Here is a 21,094-nt window from a genome sequence, read left to right on the forward strand (position 1 = left end):
ATCTACTGTCATGCTGAACTTGTTTCAGCATCTAAATAAAAAAACTCCCAATTTCTAACAAAATTGGGAGTTTTTTTTCTAAAATTTAATACCTTATTCCTTCACAAATTTACTATTTGCACTACCCTTTTCGGTATTTACTTTTACAAAATAAGTACCTGAAGCTAAATCAGCCACATCAATTGAGTTAACCGCATTGGTTACTGCCAAAACAATTTGCCCTAATTGATTGTAGATTTCAATAGAATTTACTTGTAAATCTTGTTTGGTTTGAATGTTCAAAACATCCTTAGCCGGATTTGGATACAAGGTAAAATAAGTTCCAAAATCAAAGTCTTGTGTACTTAAAGCAACAACAGTTGTGGTATACGTATTGGTTGTAATTGGAAAATTATAATCAAAATAGATATTGGCATTGTTGCTGAACGTATTTCCAACAACCAAAGTAGGCTTGGTTTTAATTTTAAACGCAACATAACCATCGTTAGTTGCATCATTGAAATCTAAATTGATATTTTCAAAAATGAACTCTACTTTGTTTCCATTGATTCTGGTATAAAAATCGTGGCTACTATTTAATGGAACCAACGTTGCAATATCATACTTAGCCAAATCAATCAGGTCTTTTACCACAATGTTTTCAGCAGGGAAAGTACCCGTGTTTTCAAAACGAATAACATAATGCACGTATTTACCCACTTCACTTGGAGGAATAGTTTCGCCTTGTAAACACGTTTTATCGTTTGGATCGTATGAACCAACAACTGTTTGTTTTAAAGCAGAAATATTATCAGATTGCACTTCATCATTTGTAAAAGGAGTAATTTGAGCAAGAAAATCTATTTGATCTCCAATATTAACCGCTGGAGTTTCCATTGGAGAGTTTACGTTGAAAACAATTTCAATTTCTCTAGTTTCAAAAGGTTGCAAATTAGTATAATTCCAAGTGAAATTATTTAGAACTGAGCTATCATAAACCGGATTTGCAGCAACATAATCCAATCTTGCATCGTCAAAAGTTAAGGATATAGTTCCATTTTCTACTTGATTTCCTTTATTTCGATAAACTAATTTATAATCCGCATCAAAACCAGGACGAGCTGGAGTCGTTGGAACTAAAACAATTTCAACATCGCTATGAACACCATTAGCCGTTACACAAAAATCTTGATTAAATGGACTGACTTGTGTTGGAAAATCTACTGTGAAATTAGTTGGCGAAATATTGAAATAACTTGGGTTTTCAAGGTTTGGAGTTATGGTGTAATTTCCTGCTGAAACTGGTATGTAATAATTTCCAGATGAATTTGAAATTAAAGAACTTGAATAGGTTCCGTCAGTTATTGAAAAATTTAAATTGGAATAATTTAGATCTGAAATATCACATCCATTGCTGTTTGAATCAAATTTTGTGTTTCCTGAAATTTCATAATAAGTTCCTCCTGGAGTGAATGAACAATAAGAATTTACATGACAAGTAGTATTATAACCGTAATTATTAATTTGTTGCTGTACTATATCAAAATCTTCAAAATCAGCACATACATATTCAATAGTTGGGTTATTATAAAAACCGGAAAAAGACCAATTTAAATTTGTGTTTTTAATTAACAGAGTTTCTAGTTGATTATAATCACATCTTAACCAACTTAAGTTATTTAATCCAGAAACATCTATACTAGTAAGCTGATTATTTTTACAACTCAATTTATTTAAATTAGATAATCCTGAAAAATCAATTATAGGTAATAGATTATTATTACAACTTATTTCTGTTAAATTTGTCAAGCCAGAAACATCTAAACTTAGTAATTGATTATTAGAACAACCCAAAAATTGCAAATTCGTTAAACCCGAAACATCTAAATTGGTTAATTGATTGCTAGTACAGGCAAAATATTGTAAACTAACATTATTACTTAGACCTAAATTTACCAATTGATTATTTTGACAGTCTATTAGATTTAAATTTGTTAAACCACTTACATTTAAGCTCGTTAAATTGTTATATGTACATAATAAAGTTTTAAGATTAATTGCGCTTGTAACGTCTAAACTATTTATTTGATTTAAGCTACAACTTAAATATAATAAATTTGATAGTCCAGAAATATCTAAACTATAAAGTTGATTAGAACCACATTCCAATTTTTTTAAATTTAAACAACCAAAAACATTTAAATTAGTTAATTGATAATTACTTTGACATCTTAACCATTCTAAATTAGTTAATCCTGAAACATTTAAACTAGTTAATTGATTACTCTCAAATATTAATGAATGTAAATTAATAAATGCTTGAATTCCTGTTAAATCAGAAATTGTAGTATCTCCTGCTATAGTTAAATATTTTATTGACTGAGCTTCAATTACTTGTATTTCACCATCCCCATTTGTATCAATTACATGATAATTAGAAACTGTCCATAAATCATTGCTTGAAAGATATGTAGGAAGTTCAGTTGATGCAATAAAATTACTTGGGTTAGCACTCAACAACATCGCTTTAAAATTCGCATCTGGTATATTCACAATCTGCGCATTCCCTAAAAAACCAATCGTCAAAAAGAATAAAAAGTAAAGTTTTTTCATTTGTAAGAAATTAAAAAAGTAAAAGTAAGATAAATCCTTAAATATCAAAGCATCATCTAAAAATTATTAGATTACAAAATTTCCTCAAAATTCACTATTTTAGCGCCATGATAAAAGTCGTTTTAATTGGTTCTGGAAATGTGGCACAACATCTAATTCAGGTGTTGTTACACGCAAAAAATGTGGATTTGGTGCAAGCCTTTGCTCGTAACCCAAGTCATTTATCGCATTTGCTTCCTGCAACCAAAATTACTTCAGATTATCAAAAAATTGCGGAGGCTGATTTGTACATTATTTCGGTTTCAGATAATGCCATTGCAGAAGTTTCTGTACAGTTACCCTTTGAAAATCGTTTAGTTGTGCATACTTCGGGTTCGTCTGAACTTTCGATATTGAATGCTAAAAACAGAAAAGGTGTTTTTTATCCGTTACAAACCTTTACTAAAGGCAAAGAAATCGACTTCACTCCTATTCCTATTTGCTTGGAAGCTGAAAATGAAACCGATTACCAACTCTTAGAAAAATTAGGGAATTCCATTTCACAAAAGGTAGTCCGCATCAATTCCGAACAACGAAAAAGTTTGCATGTAGCTGCTGTTTTTGTTTGTAATTTCGTGAATCATTTGTACCAAATTGGAAATGAAATTTGCGAAGAAAACAACGTTCCGTTTGAAGTATTGCATCCGTTAATTCAGGAAACAGCTCATAAAATTAGGGAACTTTCGCCTAAAGAAGCACAAACAGGTCCGGCTTTACGAAATGACACCAAAACCATTGAAAAACATTTGGATTTCTTAGAAAATCCCGAATATAAAAACCTATACCAATTACTTACACAATCGATACAACATGTCAAAAAGTTATAAAGAACTCATGAATGAAATAACCACTTTTGTCTTCGATGTAGACGGAGTGCTCACCGACGGAACCATTCACGTAACCCCAACAGGCGAAATGCTTCGCAACATGAACATCAGAGATGGTTATGCCATGAAAGCAGCTGTTGAAAATGGCTACACCGTTTGTATCATTTCGGGCGGAAGCAACGAAGGGGTTCGCGTTCGTTTGAGAAATTTAGGCATTACCGATATTCATTTAGGCGTTCCAAACAAAGTCGACACCTTCAAAGAATTCACCGATATTTACAATATAAAATCTGAAAACGTGTTATACATGGGCGACGATATTCCAGATTATCATGTAATGCAATTAGTAGGTTTACCAACGTGTCCACAAAATGCAGTTCCTGAAATCAAAGGCATTTCAAAATACATTTCGCACATAGAAGGCGGAAAAGGTGCCGTTCGTGATGTAATCGAACAAGTCATGAAAGTACAAGGCAAATGGATGGAACATTTTGATGCGAAGTTTGATTAATGATAAGTGGTCAGTGTGGAGTGTGGAGTGGTCAGTTGAATAGATTGTGTATAAACTATTAATACTATAAAATGATTTATCAAGATTTATTAGCTTATAAAAAAGGATTTGAAGTTGCAATGGAGATTTTTGAAGTTTCAAAATCGTTTCCAAAAGAAGAAACCTATTCACTCACTGACCAAATTAGACGTTCGTCTCGAAGTGTTTGTGCAAATTTTGCTGAATCTTATCGAAAAAGAGTTTATCCAAAACACTTTCATAGTAAATTGACAGATAGTGATGCCGAAAACTCTGAAACACAAACTTGGTTAGAATTCGCTTACGCCTGCAAATACATAAACGAAAACACTTTCAACGAATTAACCGAAAAGAATAAAGAAGTCGGAAAACTGATAAATTATATGTTATTAAATCCAACTAAATTCGGTGTAAAAACCGAACACTGAACACCGAACACTGAACACTGAATACTGAATACTGAACACTGAATACTGAACACTGAACACTGAAACATGAAATACTTAAAACTAATTCGATACCAAAATTTACTAATGCTTGCTTTTATGCAGCTTGTTTTTCGTTATTTATTCTTAGCACAATCCTATATTGATTTAGCGTTGACCGAATTCAATTACATTTTGTTGGTAATTTCAACCGTTTGTATTGCTGCAGGTGGCTATGTCATTAACAATATTATGGATCAAGATACCGACGAAATTGCGAAACCTCAAAACCGTGTGGTTGGCGTTTCAATATCAGAAACTGGTGCTTATAATTGGTACATTGTACTTACTATCATTGGGGTTGGAATTGGATTTTATCTTTCCAATGTAATCTACAAACCAACCTTTGCTTCGATGTTTATTTTGGTCGCTACTTTATTGTATGTTTATGCTACTAATTTGAAACAAATTCCGCTTTTAGGAAATATAATTGTTGCCTTATTACTTTCCATAAGTATTGTCATTATTGCTTTATTTGATATTTTTCCGGCAACAGATTTGGAAAATTATAGCAGAATGGATAGAGCATTTGATATTCTAATTGATTATGCAATTTTTGCTTTTATCATCAACTTAATTCGAGAAATTGTCAAAGATTTAGAAGATATGGATGGCGATTATCAAACAGGAATCAACACGTTGCCTATTGCTATCGGGATTCAAAAAACCAAAATACTTGTGGGTGTTTTAACTATAATGGCCATAGTAATTCTTGCCTACTATTTAAAAACTTCTCTTTTTGAATTGGATTATACCATTTATTATGCATTGGTATTTGTGTTTGGGCCTTTGGTTTATTTTGGAGCAAAATTAATTAATGCTACAACAAAAAAAGAATTTCATCATTTAAGCACAATGTTAAAAATTGTTTTGTTTTTCGGAATTTTGTCTATTGCCGTAATTGTTTTGAATTTAAAATATGCTCAATAAAATTTTACACCATAAAAACATCATTTTAGCTTCGGGTTCACCTAGAAGACAACAGTTTTTTAAAGAAATGGATTTGAATTTTTCGATTCAGTTAAAAGACGTGGAAGAAATTTATCCCAATCATTTAAAAGCCGAAGAAATTACGAATTTTTTAGCCGAATTAAAAGCCAATGCCTTTGAAAATGAGCTAAAAGAGAACGATATTTTAGTCACAAGTGATACTATTGTTTGGCTGAACGAAAAAGCATTAGGTAAACCAAAAGATTATGACGATGCCTTCAAAATGTTGCAACAATTAGCCAATCAAACACATGAAGTAATCACTTCTGTTTGTTTGAAATCGGTATCAAAAGTCGACATTTTTCATTGTACAACAAAAGTAACTTTTGCAGCACTTTCTGATGAAAATATTCGTTATTACTTAGATAATTATAAACCTTTTGATAAAGCAGGAAGCTATGGAATCCAAGACTGGATTGGCTTAATCGGAATTTCAAAAATAGAAGGTTCATACACTAATGTTGTAGGATTACCAACCGAAATGTTGTTTCAAAAATTAATGCACTATGCTTAAACTCATTGAAAACCCCTATTTAGACCAAGAAATAGCAACATTAGTTGTGTTGTTGGTTTACTTTATTTTACGCTTCAGCTCGAATAAATTAGTGCGCAAATATGCCACTTTAAATGAAGTTTTAGAACACCGTACAAATTTGGTAATCAAATACATAAACCTTCTTTTAGGCATTTTAGCTTTAATTTCAATTGTAATTATTTGGGGAGTAAAAAAAGATCAAATTTTGCTTTTCATTTCTTCCGTATTTGCAGTTGTGGGAGTTGCTTCGTTTGCACAATGGTCGATTTTGAGTAACATTACAGCAGGAATTATTTTATTCTTTTCGTATCCTTTTAAAATTGGAGACAGAATTAAAATCCACGATAAAGATTTCCCTATTGAAGGTGAAATTGACGATATTAAAGCGTTTTATGTCATTTTAAAATCTTCTGAAGGAGAAATGGTTACCTATCCAAACAATTTGCTAATGCAAAAAGGAATTTCGGTACTAAAAAACAATCCTGAAGAAAGAGAATTTTTTGATTAAGTATGAAAAATAAATTAATTCCACACTACAAAATTGAATTTGAAATTACCGAAGTCGAAGCAATTTCTTTCAATCAATCTGTTCAACAAGCTTTTAATGCACTAAATTGGAAAATAGTAACAACATCTGAGACTAAAATCGAAGGGCATACCTCTCTATCATTAAGTTCTTGGGGAGAATCAATTACAATTGAAATCTCAGACAGAAACATTAGTATTGAAAGTACATGTGTTGGCAATCAATTAGTTGATTGGGGTAAAAACAAAAAAAATATTGAAGCGCTACTCGAACAGTTAAAAAAATATGAGTATACTGAAACTCCAGTTTTAGAAACGCAGAAAAGTAGTTTTGATACAATTCAAAAAAAGAAGGGTAGTTTTAAAGACTATTTAGCTGTTTTTATCCCCACTAAAGAATACTTTTTTACTCCAATTCTGATCTTTCTAAACATTTTGGTATTTGTATTAATGGTTGTTGACGGAACAAATATCATTTCACCCGCTGCAGAAGACTTAATAAAATGGGGAGCAAACGAAAGAACAATTACATTAAATGGTGCATATTGGCGTTTGTTTTCATGCATTTTTGTTCATATTGGTATCATACATTTAATTATGAATCTTTATGCTTTAATTTTTATAGGAAGTATTTTAGAACCAATAATTGGAAAATATAAATTTATTGTTGGATACTTAATCACTGGGTTTATTGCAAGTACAGCTAGTTTGTGGTGGAATACCTTTACGCTAAGTGCAGGTGCTTCTGGAGCCATATTTGGTTTATTTGGGATTTTTTTAGCTTTATTAACAACAAATTATTTAGACAAAAACGCCAGAAAATCGATGTTAACATACATCTTTATATACATTGGTTTAAATTTAGTGAATGGTCTAAAAGAAGGAATTGATGGCGCAGCACATTTGGGTGGATTGATTTCTGGATGCATTATCGGATATGCTTTCTTTTATGGTTTAATAAACAAAGAATCAAAAGAATTGAACTATTGGATTCTAGGAATAATTTCATTTTTAGGAATTAGTTGTTCCTATTTAGTACTCGAAAAAATTCCAAATCCAATTAAAAACTATAAAACTACTAGTGGTAAAAAATTGAATTATTTTGAATTATACGACATCAAAATGAAGGATTTTGTTGATAATGAAACACTAGCGCTTGATATCCAATACCAAAATACTTCTCAAAAAGAAGACATGTTAAATTACATCGAAAACCACACTATGTACTATTGGAATGAAAATTTAAAAATTGTAAATGAAATTGAAAATTACAGCATTCCGAAAGATGCTTTGAAAAAAAATGTTCTTTTAAAACAATATGTTTTACTTAGAATTAAACAAACAGGACTCATTCGACAAAAAATTGAATCCGAATCAGATAAATTTGATCAAAAACTCATAGAGGTAAATCAAGAAATAAATAACATCATTTTTACCGTAACCAATTAATAAAATAGTGTTAAAAAAGGAAGCAACTAAAACTTCCTTTTTTTTATTTCCTTATTTTTGAAACAAATCCATTACAATGAACAGAAGCATTACTTCAATTTATATATTTTTAATTTCTATAATTTCATTTGCGCAAGCACCACAAAAACTAAATGCAGTAGAAATTTATGAACAAGTTCAAAAACTAAATTTTTTAGGAAAAGTATTGTATGTTGCAGCTCATCCTGATGATGAAAACACCAAGTTAATTACCTATTTTTCCAATCATTATCACGCACAAACAGCTTATTTATCGCTAACTCGTGGCGATGGTGGTCAAAATTTAATTGGAACAGAATTAAGAGAAAAATTAGGAGCCATTAGAACACAAGAATTGTTAGCTGCAAGAAGAATTGACGGTGGCGAACAGTTTTTCACACGTGCAAATGACTTCGGATTTTCAAAAGAACCGAATGAAACCTTCTCCATTTGGAACAAAAACGAAGTTATGGAAGATGTCATTCAAGTGATTGAAACATTCCGTCCAGACATTGTTATTAACCGATTTAGCCACAACACACCAGGGACAACACACGGACATCACACAGCTTCGGCTATGTTGAGTTTGGAAGCATATGATTTAGTAAAACACCAACCAAAACGCATATTTTTCAATACTTCATGGTGGTTTTACGGAAGTCAAGAAGCCTTTGATGCAGCCGATAAATCAAAATTATTAGCGATAAATTCTAATGTTTATTATCCGTTAAAAGGAAAAAGTAACAACGAAATTGCTGCTTTGAGCAGAAGTCAGCACAAATGTCAAGGCTTTGGGACTTTAGGAAGTCGTGGCGACGAAACCGAATATTTAGAACTTTTAAAAGGAGATTTACCTAGCAATACCAACCTATTTGAAGGAATAGACACCTCATGGAATCGAGTAAAAGGCGGTAATGAAATTGGAACAATTTTATACGAAATTGAAAAGAATTTCAACTTTGGAAATCCATCAGTACATATTCCGAATTTAATAAAAGCGTATGATTTGATTCAGAATTTAGAAGATTCACATTGGAAAAACAGCAAATCAAAACAGATTATTAAGATTATTGAAGCGTGTAGTGGTTTGTTTATGGAAGCCGTGGCCGACACTGAAACGACAACAAAAGATAGTAATTTTAATATCAATATCGAAGTTATTAATCGAAGTCAATCGAATGCAAAATTGATTTCTGTGAAAGCATTACAACTCCCAATACTAACAAAAAATGCTTTGTTAAAGAATAACGAAAAAACAAGTTTTCCAATTAAAAATGTAATTATTGGAGAAACGGTTGATTATTCAAACTTATTTTGGTTAAAAGAAAAACAAACTGAAGGGATGTATCGTGTTTCAGATAAAGCAATTCGAATTCTTCCTGAAATTTCATCAAATTTTCCAGTCGTTTTCACCATTGAAATTGAAGGAAAAACAATTGAATTTATAAAGAATATTTGTTACAAATTCAATAATCCCGATGACGGAGAAACCTATGTTCCTTTTACTGTTTTACCTGATGTTACTACAAAAATTGAACCTGAAGTAATTATTTTCAACGGAACACAAACCAAAGAAATTACGGTTTCAGTAAAAGCGCACAAGGCCAATGCAAAAGGCGTTTTATCGTTGAATATACCGACCGACTGGAAAGTAAATCCAAAAGAAATTCCGTTTGAAATTACAACCAAAAACGAAGAGAAAAAATTCACGTTTACTTTGTACCCAACTAAACCCGAAATAGCCACAAAATTGAGCGCAAAAGCTCAAATTGGTAATCAAACTTTCAATAATAAACTAATCACCATTCAATATCCACACATTCCTAAACAAACTATTTTAGTGCCTTCTGAATCTAAATTAGTAAAATTGGACATCGAAATTAAGGGCAAAAATATTGGCTATATCATGGGCGCTGGCGATGAAGTAAACAAAAATTTAGAACATCTCGGGTTTAAAGTTTCGACAATTAATCCGAACGAAATTTCAACAGAAAAACTACAACAATATGATGCTGTAATCTTAGGAATTAGAGCTTTTAATGTGGTTGAAGAATTAAAATATAAGAATAAAATACTGTTTCAATATGTAGAAAACGGAGGTAATTTAATCGTTCAATACAACACCACTAATAATTTGATTACTAAAGAAATAGCACCCTATAATTTAGAACTTTCAAGAGATAGAGTTACCGATGAAAATGCAAAGGTTACTTTTGTAACTCCAACTCATAAAGTACTTAATCAACCCAACAAAATTACTGAAAAAGATTTCACAGGCTGGGTTCAAGAGCAAGGTTTATACTATCCAAACAAATGGAGTTCCGAATTTATTCCTATTTTAGCTTCTAATGATGAAGGCGAATCTTCAAAAACTGGTGGTTTGGTCATTGCCAAATTTGGAAAAGGAAATTACATTTATACAGGTTTAAGTTTCTTTAGAGAATTACCAGAAGGTGTAAGTGGTGCCTATCGATTATTAGCAAATATAATTGCATTAGATTGATGATGAGTGATGGGTGTTTGATGATGAGTGATTGATAATTGAAATATTATTTGAACTTGAACTTGATTTTGAACCTGAAACTTGAAACCTGAAACAAAAAAAAAACATGGAAGAAAAACACAAATGGAAAAAAAGTTATAGCATCGTTTTGATACTTAATGCTATATATATTCTTATTTTCTATTTACTAATGGAAATATACAACTAATATGGAAATTTTAGATTGGATTGTATTATCCACCACTCTCTTTTTTATCGTGATTTATGGTGCTTTGAAAACCAAAGGAAGTGCCAACGTCAAAGATTATTTACTAGATAATAACGAAACACCATGGTTTACTGTTGGGGTTTCGGTTATGGCAACACAAGCGAGTGCTATTACTTTTTTATCCACACCTGGTCAAGCCTATCATGACGGAATGGGTTTTGTACAATTCTATTTTGGTCTGCCATTAGCAATGATTGTAATTGCATATACTTTTATTCCTATTTATCATCGATTACAAGTGTACACCGCTTATGAATATTTAGAACAACGCTTCAATGTGCAAACCCGAACTTTGGCTGCTATTTTATTCCTAATTCAAAGAGGTTTAGGAACAGGAATCACAATTTATGCGCCTTCAATAATCTTATCAGCACTTTTAGGTTGGAATTTAAATATGCTGAATATAATCATTGGAATTTTGGTGATTGTATACACCGTTACAGGTGGTACAAAAGCAGTGAATGTGACTCAAAAGCAACAAATGTTTGTGATTATGAGCGGTATGTTCATCATTTTCTTCTATATTTTAGCAAATTTACCTCAAGAAGTTGATTTTTCAAATGTCTTACACCTTGCAGGTGCCAATGGAAAAATGGATATTTTAGATTTTTCATACAATCCCGAAACGCGATACACGTTTTGGAGTGGTATTACGGGAGGATTTTTCTTAATGCTTTCCTATTTTGGAACCGATCAATCGCAAGTAGGCCGTTATCTTTCTGGAAAATCAGTAAAAGAAAGTCAAATGGGTTTAATCATGAACGGATTGTTGAAAGTTCCAATGCAATTTTTTATTCTTTTAACAGGAGTTTTAGTGTTTGTCTTCTTTCAATTCAATGATGCGCCTTTGCATTTTAATCCAACTAATGTTGAAAAAGTAAAAGCCTCTGAGCAAAAAGAGGAATATGAAAATTTAGAAAATAAATTAGCCCAATTAAACACCGATAAAAAAATTGTAAATCAAATTTATATTCAACAGCTAAAACACAATGAATTTGATAATCCAATTTTAAAGAAACAAATGGTAGCGCTTTCGCTAAAAGAAAAAGATTTACGTGAAGACGCCAAAGATGTCATCAAAAAAATAGATGGAAAAACAGAAACCAACGATAAAGATTATGTTTTTTTATATTTTATCTTAAACTATCTTCCTAAAGGCCTTTTAGGACTACTTTTAGCGGTTATCTTTAGTGCTGCTATGTCTTCAAGTGCTTCGGGTTTAAACTCTTTAGGAGCAACATCAGCAATTGACATTTATAAAAGAAATGTAAGTGCAAAATCTGATAAACATTATGTATATGCAACACAATATTTTACGGTATTTTGGGGAATTGTTGCTATCGGATTTGCATGCGTTAGTTCGTTATTCGAAAATTTAATTCAGTTAGTAAACATCATTGGTTCTATTTTCTACGGAACTGTTTTAGGTATTTTCTTAATCGGGTTTTATTTCAATTACATCAAAGGAAAAGCAGCTTTTATAGCAGCTTGTATCAGTCAATTAACCATTTTCTATATTTTTTATTTGGATGTAGTGAGTTATTTGTGGCTCAATTTCATTGGAGCCGTTCTAACCATACTATTAGGTTTAATTTTGCAAAAATCTTTCAATAAAACACCATAAAAAAAGTCCCGAATTAATTTCGGGACTTATCTTTTGAATTAACAATTAACTATTATTTTGACCATTCAGCAATGCTGTCTTTGTTCATTTTTTCATAATCGCCGTTTCCTGCTTTTGTCGCTAATGCTAAAGATTCTTTTGCCGTAGCAATTGCCCCTTTTTTATCACCCGATTTTGCTTGAATTAACGATTTTAAACGTAAATACCAGAAAGGAACATCTTGTCCTTTTGGTGAATTAGAAATAGCACTATTTACCCAAGACAACGCTTTTGTCATATCGCCATTCGTTTGGTAAAAATATTGTGCTGCTGAAAAATAATCACCTGCAGAAGGACCTGCTAATGTTTTTTCAATACTCTTCATCGCCGCTTCTTGCGTAGGAACCGTAAATGGAATTGAAACAATTGTTCTTTCCCATGATAATTCTAAAACACCTGAATCATTTGATAAATTATTTAAAAAAATAGTAAATGATTCAACTGATTTATTCAAAGTCTCTGGTTTAACAGAAGTTCTCAAAGCAACTTTGCTTTCATCCCACTCTTCTGGCAAACCCCAGTTATTTGTGTCTGCATAAAAAATAACATCCCAGCTATCAGCTTTTGGAGTGGTAAATAAAGCATATTTACCCTTTTTAAGTTGTTTACCACCAATAGTTACATCTTCACTAAAAGAAATAGTTGTATTTGCATTAGCTCCTGTTCTCCAATTTTTTCCATAAGGAACTAAATCACCATAAACAGTTCTTCCTTTAGCACTTGGTCTAGAATATTCAATCTGTACTGTAGTTAATCCAACAACTTGATCAATTTTAGCTAACGGGCTAGCTTGAGGCGTTTTAACTTGTGCTTCTACCACAAAATTGGCTAAAATAACAGCCAACATAACAATAATTTTTCTCATAGGTTTTATTTTTAGTTTTCCAAAATTACAAATTGTTATTGACTCAAATGTTAAGAATAACTTAAATGAATATTTTTTGTTTAAGTTATTAGTAAAATAATTAAACAAAGTTGTAACTTTACAAAAAAATAAAGAAATGAAAATCTATAGATTACATACCAAACAAAACTTACCCATAACAATTGACGAAGCTTGGGATTTACTTTCAGATCCAAAAAACCTTCAAAAAATTACTCCTGAATATATGGGATTCAAAATTTTATCTGGAGCAGATAGACCTATGTTTCCAGGGCAAATTATACAATATATAGTTACACCTGTTTTAGGAATCCCTGCGAAATGGGTTACCGAAATTACCCACGTTGTTGACAAACAGTATTTTGTAGATGAGCAACGTTTTGGACCATATGCGCTTTGGCATCACAAACACTTTATTAAAGAAATTCCAGGTGGTGTGGAAATGGAAGATATTGTCGATTATAAAGTTCCGATGGGAATTATAGGACAATTAGTTCATCCTTTTTTAGTCAAACCTAAATTGAATGAAATTTTTGAATACAGAAGAAAAAAATTAATCGAAATGTTTGGCGAATTTGTGTAGAGATGCGATTTATCGCGTCTGTAACTAACAAGATAAAATAATAATCATGAAAAACATATTACTAATAGGTGGTTCTTATGGTATAGGATTAGCTATAGCTCAAGAGCTTCAAAACGATAATAACATTTTTGTTGCGTCTAGAACCAATGAAAATTTAGCGGGTTTGAACGTTACACACATTCCGTTTGACGCCTCTACCGATACTTTAGATGCTTCTAAATTACCTGCAATTTTAGATGGTTTGGTTTATTGCCCAGGAAGTATTAATTTACGTCCGTTTAGAGGATTAAAACCTGAAGCTTTTGAAGCCGATTTACAAATTAATTTCATTAGTTTAGTAAAAGTAATTCAAGCCGTTTTACCCAATTTAACTGCAGGTGAACAATCGAGCATCGTGCTTTTTAGTAGTGTTGCTGCTTCTATGGGAATGCCATTTCATACCAGTGTGGCAGCGGCTAAAGGTGCTATTGAAGGTTTTGCAAAAGCATTAGCGGCAGAATATGCTCCAAAAATAAGAGTAAACGTAATTGCTCCCTCATTAACCGACACTCCATTAGCTGATAAATTCTTAAATAACGAAACCAAACAAGAAAAATCAGCCGAACGTCATCCATTAAAACGATTTGGAAAACCAGAAGATAGTGCCCAAATGGCAAGCTTTTTATTAAGTGATAAAAGCAGTTGGATTTCAGGACAAATTTTCCATGTTGATGGCGGTATGTCAACATTATTAGTAAACGGATAATAGAATAAAAAATGAATATTTTTTGGTTTAGACGCGATTTAAGAATAGAAGACAACGTAGGACTTTTTCATGCTTTAAATAGTGCTGAAGAAGTTCTCCCAATTTTTATTTTTGACGAAATTATTTTGTCGGAACTTCCAAAAGATGATGCTAGGGTTTCGTTTATTCAAGAACAATTAGAAAAAATTCAGTCAGAATTGAGTAAAATTGGGAAGTCATTAGCGGTTTTTCACGGAAACCCCATTGACGTTTTTACCAAATTAATTTCCGAAAATAAAATCACAGCAGTTTACACCAATCATGATTACGAACCTTACGCTCGTAAGCGCGACAAGGAAATGAATCAGTTGTTTGTTTCGAAAGGCATTTCTTTTTTAACTTTGAAAGACCAGGTTATTTTTGAAAAAAGTGAAGTGGTTAAAGATGATGGAAGTCCTTATGTGGTTTACACACCTTATTCAAAAAAATGGAAAGAGAACTTCAGAAAAATCAAGTTAGTTCATTATCCATCGGAAGATAAATTGGATAAAATTACGAAGCACTCCTACCCTTTTTTATCATTAGATGATATTGGTTTTGAAAAATCAACAATTAAAGTTTCTGCTTTTGATATTTCCGAAAATTTAATTCAGAATTACGAAGCTACGCGAAATTTTCCAGCTTTAAACAAAACCTCGTATCTGGGAATTTACCTCAGATTTGGTGCGGTTTCTATTCGAAAAATGATTGCAAAAGCCATTGCAGAAAAAAATGAAACCTTTTGGAACGAGTTAATTTGGCGCGAATTCTTCATGCAAATTCTATGGCATTTTCCGCATACTAAAAATACCAGTTTTAGACCAAAATACGATGCCATTATTTGGGAAAACAATGAAGATTTATTTCAAAAATGGTGTCAAGGAAAAACAGGTTATCCTTTTGTTGATGCGGGAATGCGAGAATTAAATGCAACTGGTCACATGCACAATCGCGTGCGTATGATTGTTGCTAGTTTCTTATGCAAACATTTATTAATCGATTGGCGCTGGGGCGAAACTTATTTTGCACAAAAACTATTAGATTACGAAATGGCGAGCAATGTTGGAAATTGGCAATGGGCAGCAGGTTCTGGTGTAGATGCTGCACCATATTTTAGAATTTTCAATCCAACAGAACAAATCAAAAAATTTGACAAAGATTTAAAATACATCAAAAAATGGATTCCAGAATTGGAAACCCAATATTATCCAAAACCAATTGTAGATCACAAAGAAGCACGAGAACGATGCTTGAGAGTGTACAAAGAAGCAGTTGGTTAGTTCAGTATTCAGTGTTCAGTATATATTGTTCAGTAAAAAAACTGTTTAAAAATGAAAGTTGTTTGGTTCAAGAGAGATTTGCGTTTGCACGATCATGAAGCCTTACATGAAGCCTTATCGACTTCGGGCAAGACTTTGTTGCTTTATATTTTTGAACCTTCGCTGATGAAAGATTATCATTATAGTGCGCGTCATTTTGATTTTATAAAACAATCGTTAGAAGCACTTCAAAAAGAACTCCAAAAATACCACACACAAATTTTAATTGTTCAAGGAGAAGCGGTACCAGTTTTTCAAAAGCTAACACAACTTATTTCTATACGAGAAATTTATTCCCATCAAGAAACAGGAATAAAACTAACATACGAAAGAGATTTAGCTGTAGCTGAATTGTTAAAAGAAAAAGGAATCATCTGGAAAGAATACATCACAAATGGTGTCATTCGTGGCATCAAAAACCGAAAAACATGGAAAGAAGATTGGTATGATTACATGGATAAAGATTGTTTACCATTTCATCCAACACCAAGAAGTTTTGTAAAATATATTGAAATTGAAGAATTAGAAAATGCCTTTGATGTTCCTTCGATTAAAACAGTTCATAATCCAAATTTTCAAAAAGGAGGTGTTCCCACGGCATTGCGTTATATGCACTCTTTCTTTGAAGAACGGGTGCAAAATTATAGCAATCACATTTCAAAACCTGAATTAGGTAGAAAAGGATGCAGCCGATTATCGCCTTATATTGCTTGGGGAAATTTATCTATTAGACAAGTGTATACCAAAGCTTGGGAAGTGCATCAACAAGGGAAATTTAAACGTCAGATTTCTAATTTTGCGTCAAGATTACGATGGCAAGCGCATTTTATTCAGAAATTTGAAATGGAAAGCACAATGGAGTTCATAGCCGTAAATAAAGGCTATCGCAATTTGATTCAAAGAGTCAATGAGAAATATCATAAAGCTTGGATAACCGGAAAAACAGGTGTTCCACTGGTTGATGCTTGCATGCGCTGTTTAAATACAACAGGTTATTTGAATTTTAGAATGCGTGCTCTGGTGGTTTCGTTTTACACACATCATTTGTTTCAACCTTGGCAAAATTGCAGTCCGCATTTGGCGCAACAATTCCTAGATTTTGAACCTGGAATTCACTATCCTCAAATTCAAATGCAAGCGGGTGTGACTGGAATTAATACGTTACGCGTTTATAATCCTGTGAAAAATTCATACGAACACGATGCTGATGGTACTTTTATTAAAAAATGGGTACCTGAGTTAGCAAATATTCCTGCTGAATTTATTCATGAACCATGGAAATTAACACCCATTGAGCAAATGTTGTATGATTTTGAAATAGGACGCGATTATCCTTCTCCAATTGTCAATTTAGAAGAAGCCAGAAAGTTTTCAAGTGATTTCTTTTGGTCAATGCGAAAAGAAGAATCCGTCAAAAAAGACAGCAAACGAATTGTTGAAAAACACACGTTTCAAGATCGAGAAATGAGTTAGTTTAAATCACGAACTTTCTCAAAATTCAATTCGTTAAAATGCTGAATAACTACATTTGCTTTTGATAAATCCTGATTTTTGGAATGAAAACTGTTGTAACCCACACAAAAAATTCCAGCGGAAACTGCGGCTTGAATTCCGTTCGTACTGTCTTCAATTACAATACAATTTTCTTTTGGAGCAATCGATAAACTCGCAGCATGTTCAAAAATAGCAGGATGTGGTTTCGACTTCGGAAAATCTTCACCCGAAACAATATGGGTAAAATATTGATGCAAATTAAAACGGGTAAACACACGGTTGATTGTAACATTTGAAGCTGAAGAAGCCACAATTAGTTGCATTCCGTTGGCGTGTAAATCTTTGATTAAATCTTCAACTCCTTCGATTAAATACAAATCTTCTTTTGAATCGAAGGCATCATTGAAAAGGTTTCGTTTGGTTAAAATCAAATCTTCCACGTCATCTACTAAATTGAATTGTGCTTTTAATTTCTGAAAAATGTTACGCGTTGAATTTCCAGTAAAGGAAGCATACATTTCGGTAGTAACTTCAATGTTTAATTGCTTAAAATGTTGGTGATACGCATAATGGTGTACCGGTTCGGTATCAACAATTACACCATCCATATCAAAAATTACAGTTTGTATCATAATTTATAATTTTGAAAATGTTTTTTTTGGGGAACACAGATTAAAGAAATTATTAAAATTTTTGAAATTTCTTTAATCTGTGTTCCCAAAAATTCTGTTTATATTAAAAATCAAATTCTTTACCGTCATCGGCTAAAAGTACGTTTTCAAAAATAGTTTGTGCTTCTGTTTTGAAAGGCTCGATGGAACCATAACGTGTAGAATAATGTCCCAAAATCAGTTGTTTTACATTCGCTAACTTCGCAATTTGAGCAGCTTCTTTTGCGGTAGTGTGTTTGGTTTTTTCAGTATAATGTGCTTCGGAATCTAAAAAAGTAGATTCATGATACAACACATCTACATCCTTAATGATAGGAATAATGGATTCATCATACACCGTATCACTACAAAAAGCATAACTTTTAGTTGCATCAGGAGGCAATGAAAGTAATTTATTATCAATCACTTCCCCTGAATCTAAGGTTACATTTCCACCCGATTTTATTTTATCAAAATATACCTTTTCAATTTTATATTTCTCAACGGCTTCAATATTCAAATGGCGTTTTCCTAGCTTTTCTTGAAACAAAAATCCGTTGGTATACACCCTATGATTTAACGGAATAGTTTTTACAATTACGGTTTCATCTTCAAAAATTACTTCACTTTCTTTTGATTCTAGTTCGTGAAAATATAAATTATAACCCGTAAATGAACCCGAAGCACGCAATTGCAACAAAATAATTTCTTTGATTCCTTTTGGACCATAAACGTGCAAATCATTTTCGCGATTTAGCAACATAAACGTCGAAATTAAACCGATTAATCCATAAAAATGATCGCCATGTAAATGCGAAATAAAAATATGATTAATACGTGAAAACTTGATTTTGTGTTTTCGCAATTGCACTTGCGTTCCTTCGCCACAATCGATTAGAAACAAATGGTTTTTCATCTCTAAAACTTGTGATGTTGGATTTGTTATGGTTCTGGGAGTAGCTGCATAACAGCCGAGTATTTGTAGTTTCATAGTTTTCAGTCGCAGTTTTCAGTCGCAGTTACTGAATACTGTAAACTGAGACTGTAAACTTTTATTAAAATCCTAAATCGCGTTCAATTTCGTCCATTTCAATCATGTCATGTGCTTCTAAAATAGATGGAACTACATTTAAATAATTAGGTACTTTATCAAAATCAACTTCGTCGGAAACAATAATCATTGATTTTTTTGCTTTTTTATGGTTTTTTGCCAATTCTTTGAAATGAACTAAATCAGTATTAGCAAGAGTTTTATTATACGTTACATCCAAAATTAAATTCTGACCTTGAAACACATGATATTCATTGGTGATTTTACCCACAAAAGCTTCCACATTATTTTGTGTGTCTTTGATAATGGTAGTATGTCCTTTTTGATCTACTTTCATTTTGGTGGTATTACTGATATACTGCTAATATAACAAATTAATTCTTAATCTTACTCGCCAATAAATAAATTACTGCCATACGAACCGCTACTCCATTTTCCACCTGATTCAAAATCACGGATTGCTGTGAATCGGCTACATCTGAAGTAATTTCAACTCCTCTGTTGATTGGTCCTGGGTGCATGATTACGATTTCTTTATTTAGTGAATCTAATAATTCTTTTGTTACTCCGTATTGTTGGGTATATTCTCTTGTGGTTGGGAAATAACTCACATCTAAACGTTCGTTCTGAACGCGTAACATATTAGCTACATCACACCATTCTAAAGCTTTACGTAAATTTGGTTCAACCGTTACTCCAAGTGATTCAATGTATTTAGGAATCAACGTCTTTGGTCCGCAAACTTTCACTTCTGCACCTTGCATTTGTAAAGCGAAGATATTGGACAAGGCTACTCTTGAATGTAAAATATCACCCACAATTACGATTTTCTTTCCGCCTACATCGCCTAATTTTTCTCTAATCGTAAAACTATCTAATAGCGCTTGTGTTGGGTGCTCGTGTGCTCCATCTCCAGCATTTACCACACTTGCATTAATGTTTTGTGATAAAAAGTGAGCCGCTCCAGGGCTACTGTGACGCATCACCACCATATCTACTTTCATGGATAAAATATTATTCACAGTATCTATCAAAGTTTCTCCTTTTTTAACCGAAGATTGAGCTGCCGAAAAACTAATGACATCCGCCGACAAACGTTTTTGTGCTAACTCGAAGGATAGCTTGGTTCTTGTGCTGTTTTCAAAGAAAATATTGGCAATAGTTACATCACGTAATGAGGGTACTTTTTTGATGGGACGATTGATTACTTCTTTGAAATGGTCTGCCGTTTCGAAGATTAAATCGATATCTTGTTTGGTAATATGTTTTATTCCGATTAAATGATTTACTGATAATTCTTTCATTTATATGTAGTTGTGTGTTTGTAGTTATGTTATTTTGTGATTAGGTAAACGGCATCTTCTCCATCGTTTTCAAGCCATTTTACTAATACTTTTTCATTATTTATAGCATCTACTTGCCTTCCTCTATAATCGGGTTGAATGGGTAAATGACGACTAAATCTTCTATCAATTAGAGTCAGTAATTCTACTTCTGATGGTCTTCCAAAAGATTGAATAGCGGTTAAAGCAGCATTGATACTTCTTCCAGTATATAAAACATCATCAATAAAAACTACTTTTTTATCTTCTACTAAAAAATCAATTTGAGTTTTATTGGCTTCTAATGGTTTTTCGCCTCTTCTAAAATCATCCCGAAAGAACGTAATGTCTAAAAATCCCAATTGAATATTGGAAACCTGGTATTCTGTTTCTAAAATTTGTTTGATTCTTTCGGCTAAAAATTTACCTCGAGGTTGTAAACCGATTAAGATCGTATTTGAGAAATCTAAATGATTTTCAATTAGTTGACAAGCTAATCGATGCAAGATGATGTGTACTTCTTTTGAAGTGAGCAAAACTTTTTGACTCATAGTGTGTTGTTTGTACAAATTTAGAATTTATATTTCTAATAGCAATCGTATTGTA

Annotated in this window: 20 protein-coding genes; 13 read left to right on the plus strand and 7 right to left on the minus strand. The window is 32.2% G+C overall.

The annotated features are described in order from the left end of the window. Positions 1-93: 93 nt before the first annotated feature. A complete protein-coding gene (locus OLM52_RS04405) occupies positions 94-2,592 on the minus strand; it encodes a T9SS type A sorting domain-containing protein (RefSeq protein WP_264549931.1) in 2,499 nt (832 codons plus the stop codon). A gap of 107 nt (positions 2,593-2,699) precedes the next feature. On the opposite strand from OLM52_RS04405, the gene OLM52_RS04410 reads away from it, so the two are divergent. The 9 genes from OLM52_RS04410 (at position 2,700) to OLM52_RS04450 (ending at position 12,384) form a co-directional block, all read left to right on the plus strand. Next, positions 2,700-3,458 (plus strand): Rossmann-like and DUF2520 domain-containing protein, encoded by a 759-nt coding sequence (locus OLM52_RS04410; protein WP_264549932.1) that lies wholly within the window; start codon positions 2,700-2,702, stop codon positions 3,456-3,458. Continuing rightward, positions 3,442-3,969, plus strand: coding sequence for a KdsC family phosphatase (locus OLM52_RS04415; protein WP_264549933.1), 528 nt, complete (start codon positions 3,442-3,444; stop codon positions 3,967-3,969). The genes OLM52_RS04410 and OLM52_RS04415 overlap by 17 nt, the downstream gene beginning before the upstream one ends. Before the next feature lie 71 nt (positions 3,970-4,040). Next, complete coding sequence (locus OLM52_RS04420; protein ID WP_264549934.1) at positions 4,041-4,415, plus strand: four helix bundle protein; 375 nt, start codon at positions 4,041-4,043, stop codon at positions 4,413-4,415. A 117-nt stretch (positions 4,416-4,532) separates the two neighbouring features. Then, positions 4,533-5,402, plus strand: coding sequence for a geranylgeranylglycerol-phosphate geranylgeranyltransferase (locus OLM52_RS04425; protein WP_413614421.1), 870 nt, complete (start codon positions 4,533-4,535; stop codon positions 5,400-5,402). Next, positions 5,392-5,976 (plus strand): Maf-like protein, encoded by a 585-nt coding sequence (locus OLM52_RS04430; protein ID WP_264549936.1) that lies wholly within the window; start codon positions 5,392-5,394, stop codon positions 5,974-5,976. The genes OLM52_RS04425 and OLM52_RS04430 overlap by 11 nt, the downstream gene beginning before the upstream one ends. Next, positions 5,969-6,505 (plus strand): mechanosensitive ion channel domain-containing protein, encoded by a 537-nt coding sequence (locus tag OLM52_RS04435; RefSeq protein WP_264549937.1) that lies wholly within the window; start codon positions 5,969-5,971, stop codon positions 6,503-6,505. Before OLM52_RS04430 ends, OLM52_RS04435 begins: the two co-directional genes overlap by 8 nt. Positions 6,506-6,507: 2 nt before the next feature. Next, a complete protein-coding gene (locus OLM52_RS04440; RefSeq protein WP_264549938.1) occupies positions 6,508-7,971 on the plus strand; it encodes a rhomboid family intramembrane serine protease in 1,464 nt (487 codons plus the stop codon). Between the two features lie 76 nt (positions 7,972-8,047). Then, positions 8,048-10,492, plus strand: coding sequence for a PIG-L family deacetylase (locus OLM52_RS04445; RefSeq protein ID WP_264549939.1), 2,445 nt, complete (start codon positions 8,048-8,050; stop codon positions 10,490-10,492). Between the two features lie 209 nt (positions 10,493-10,701). Then, the gene (locus tag OLM52_RS04450; RefSeq protein WP_264549940.1) at positions 10,702-12,384 is read left to right on the plus strand and encodes a sodium:solute symporter; all 1,683 of its coding nucleotides are present in this window, start codon (positions 10,702-10,704) and stop codon (positions 12,382-12,384) included. Between the two features lie 52 nt (positions 12,385-12,436). Here OLM52_RS04450 and OLM52_RS04455 read toward each other — a convergent pair whose 3' ends face one another. After that, positions 12,437-13,288, minus strand: a complete 852-nt coding sequence (locus OLM52_RS04455; RefSeq protein WP_264549941.1) for a DUF2911 domain-containing protein — start codon at positions 13,286-13,288, stop codon at positions 12,437-12,439. Positions 13,289-13,424: 136 nt separating this feature from the next. Between OLM52_RS04455 and OLM52_RS04460 the strand changes: the two genes are divergently transcribed. The 4 genes from OLM52_RS04460 to OLM52_RS04475 are packed head-to-tail and all read left to right on the plus strand — an operon-like array spanning position 13,425 to position 17,444. Then, positions 13,425-13,889 (plus strand): SRPBCC family protein, encoded by a 465-nt coding sequence (locus OLM52_RS04460; protein ID WP_264549942.1) that lies wholly within the window; start codon positions 13,425-13,427, stop codon positions 13,887-13,889. A 46-nt stretch (positions 13,890-13,935) separates the two neighbouring features. After that, the gene (locus tag OLM52_RS04465; protein ID WP_264549943.1) at positions 13,936-14,634 is read left to right on the plus strand and encodes an SDR family NAD(P)-dependent oxidoreductase; all 699 of its coding nucleotides are present in this window, start codon (positions 13,936-13,938) and stop codon (positions 14,632-14,634) included. Positions 14,635-14,645: 11 nt separating this feature from the next. Next, positions 14,646-15,932 (plus strand): cryptochrome/photolyase family protein, encoded by a 1,287-nt coding sequence (locus tag OLM52_RS04470; protein ID WP_264549944.1) that lies wholly within the window; start codon positions 14,646-14,648, stop codon positions 15,930-15,932. 51 nt (positions 15,933-15,983) lie between these two features. Beyond that, positions 15,984-17,444, plus strand: a complete 1,461-nt coding sequence (locus tag OLM52_RS04475) for an FAD-binding domain-containing protein (protein ID WP_264549945.1) — start codon at positions 15,984-15,986, stop codon at positions 17,442-17,444. Here OLM52_RS04475 and OLM52_RS04480 read toward each other — a convergent pair. The 5 genes from OLM52_RS04480 to pyrR all read right to left on the minus strand — a co-directional run bounded on the left by OLM52_RS04480 (position 17,441) and on the right by pyrR (position 21,039). Then, positions 17,441-18,097: an HAD family hydrolase gene (locus OLM52_RS04480; protein WP_264549946.1), complete on the minus strand. Its 657-nt coding sequence runs from the start codon at positions 18,095-18,097 to the stop codon at positions 17,441-17,443. The genes OLM52_RS04475 and OLM52_RS04480 overlap by 4 nt on opposite strands. Before the next feature lie 103 nt (positions 18,098-18,200). Further along, on the minus strand, positions 18,201-19,106 hold the full coding sequence (locus OLM52_RS04485) for a ribonuclease Z (protein WP_264549947.1): 906 nt from the start codon (positions 19,104-19,106) through the stop codon (positions 18,201-18,203). A 64-nt stretch (positions 19,107-19,170) separates the two neighbouring features. Further along, complete coding sequence (locus OLM52_RS04490; protein WP_264549948.1) at positions 19,171-19,503, minus strand: ribonuclease Z; 333 nt, start codon at positions 19,501-19,503, stop codon at positions 19,171-19,173. Between the two features lie 37 nt (positions 19,504-19,540). Then, positions 19,541-20,470 carry an aspartate carbamoyltransferase catalytic subunit gene (locus OLM52_RS04495; RefSeq protein WP_264549949.1) on the minus strand — a complete coding sequence of 310 codons (930 nt, stop codon included), beginning with the start codon at positions 20,468-20,470 and terminating at the stop codon, positions 19,541-19,543. Between the two features lie 29 nt (positions 20,471-20,499). Then, positions 20,500-21,039, minus strand: a complete 540-nt coding sequence (pyrR, locus tag OLM52_RS04500; protein WP_264549950.1) for a bifunctional pyr operon transcriptional regulator/uracil phosphoribosyltransferase PyrR — start codon at positions 21,037-21,039, stop codon at positions 20,500-20,502. Between the last annotated feature and the right edge of the window lie 55 nt (positions 21,040-21,094).

The organism is Flavobacterium sp. N2820 (assembly GCF_025947285.1).
In the GTDB taxonomy this organism is placed as follows: Bacteria; Bacteroidota; Bacteroidia; order Flavobacteriales; family Flavobacteriaceae; genus Flavobacterium.

Bases quoted from the DNA above. Each gene is read 5' to 3' on its own strand.
- OLM52_RS04405 (WP_264549931.1), bottom strand. From the start codon at position 2,592: ATGAAAAAACTTTACTTTTTATTCTTTTTGACGATTGGTTTTTTAGGG.
- OLM52_RS04410 (WP_264549932.1), top strand. From the start codon at position 2,700: ATGATAAAAGTCGTTTTAATTGGTTCTGGAAATGTGGCACAACATCTA.
- OLM52_RS04415 (WP_264549933.1), top strand. From the start codon at position 3,442: ATGTCAAAAAGTTATAAAGAACTCATGAATGAAATAACCACTTTTGTC.
- OLM52_RS04420 (WP_264549934.1), top strand. From the start codon at position 4,041: ATGATTTATCAAGATTTATTAGCTTATAAAAAAGGATTTGAAGTTGCA.
- OLM52_RS04425 (WP_413614421.1), top strand. From the start codon at position 4,533: ATGCAGCTTGTTTTTCGTTATTTATTCTTAGCACAATCCTATATTGAT.
- OLM52_RS04430 (WP_264549936.1), top strand. From the start codon at position 5,392: ATGCTCAATAAAATTTTACACCATAAAAACATCATTTTAGCTTCGGGT.
- OLM52_RS04435 (WP_264549937.1), top strand. From the start codon at position 5,969: ATGCTTAAACTCATTGAAAACCCCTATTTAGACCAAGAAATAGCAACA.
- OLM52_RS04440 (WP_264549938.1), top strand. From the start codon at position 6,508: ATGAAAAATAAATTAATTCCACACTACAAAATTGAATTTGAAATTACC.
- OLM52_RS04445 (WP_264549939.1), top strand. From the start codon at position 8,048: ATGAACAGAAGCATTACTTCAATTTATATATTTTTAATTTCTATAATT.
- OLM52_RS04450 (WP_264549940.1), top strand. From the start codon at position 10,702: ATGGAAATTTTAGATTGGATTGTATTATCCACCACTCTCTTTTTTATC.
- OLM52_RS04455 (WP_264549941.1), bottom strand. From the start codon at position 13,288: ATGAGAAAAATTATTGTTATGTTGGCTGTTATTTTAGCCAATTTTGTG.
- OLM52_RS04460 (WP_264549942.1), top strand. From the start codon at position 13,425: ATGAAAATCTATAGATTACATACCAAACAAAACTTACCCATAACAATT.
- OLM52_RS04465 (WP_264549943.1), top strand. From the start codon at position 13,936: ATGAAAAACATATTACTAATAGGTGGTTCTTATGGTATAGGATTAGCT.
- OLM52_RS04470 (WP_264549944.1), top strand. From the start codon at position 14,646: ATGAATATTTTTTGGTTTAGACGCGATTTAAGAATAGAAGACAACGTA.
- OLM52_RS04475 (WP_264549945.1), top strand. From the start codon at position 15,984: ATGAAAGTTGTTTGGTTCAAGAGAGATTTGCGTTTGCACGATCATGAA.
- OLM52_RS04480 (WP_264549946.1), bottom strand. From the start codon at position 18,097: ATGATACAAACTGTAATTTTTGATATGGATGGTGTAATTGTTGATACC.
- OLM52_RS04485 (WP_264549947.1), bottom strand. From the start codon at position 19,106: ATGAAACTACAAATACTCGGCTGTTATGCAGCTACTCCCAGAACCATA.
- OLM52_RS04490 (WP_264549948.1), bottom strand. From the start codon at position 19,503: ATGAAAGTAGATCAAAAAGGACATACTACCATTATCAAAGACACACAA.
- OLM52_RS04495 (WP_264549949.1), bottom strand. From the start codon at position 20,470: ATGAAAGAATTATCAGTAAATCATTTAATCGGAATAAAACATATTACC.
- pyrR (WP_264549950.1), bottom strand. From the start codon at position 21,039: ATGAGTCAAAAAGTTTTGCTCACTTCAAAAGAAGTACACATCATCTTG.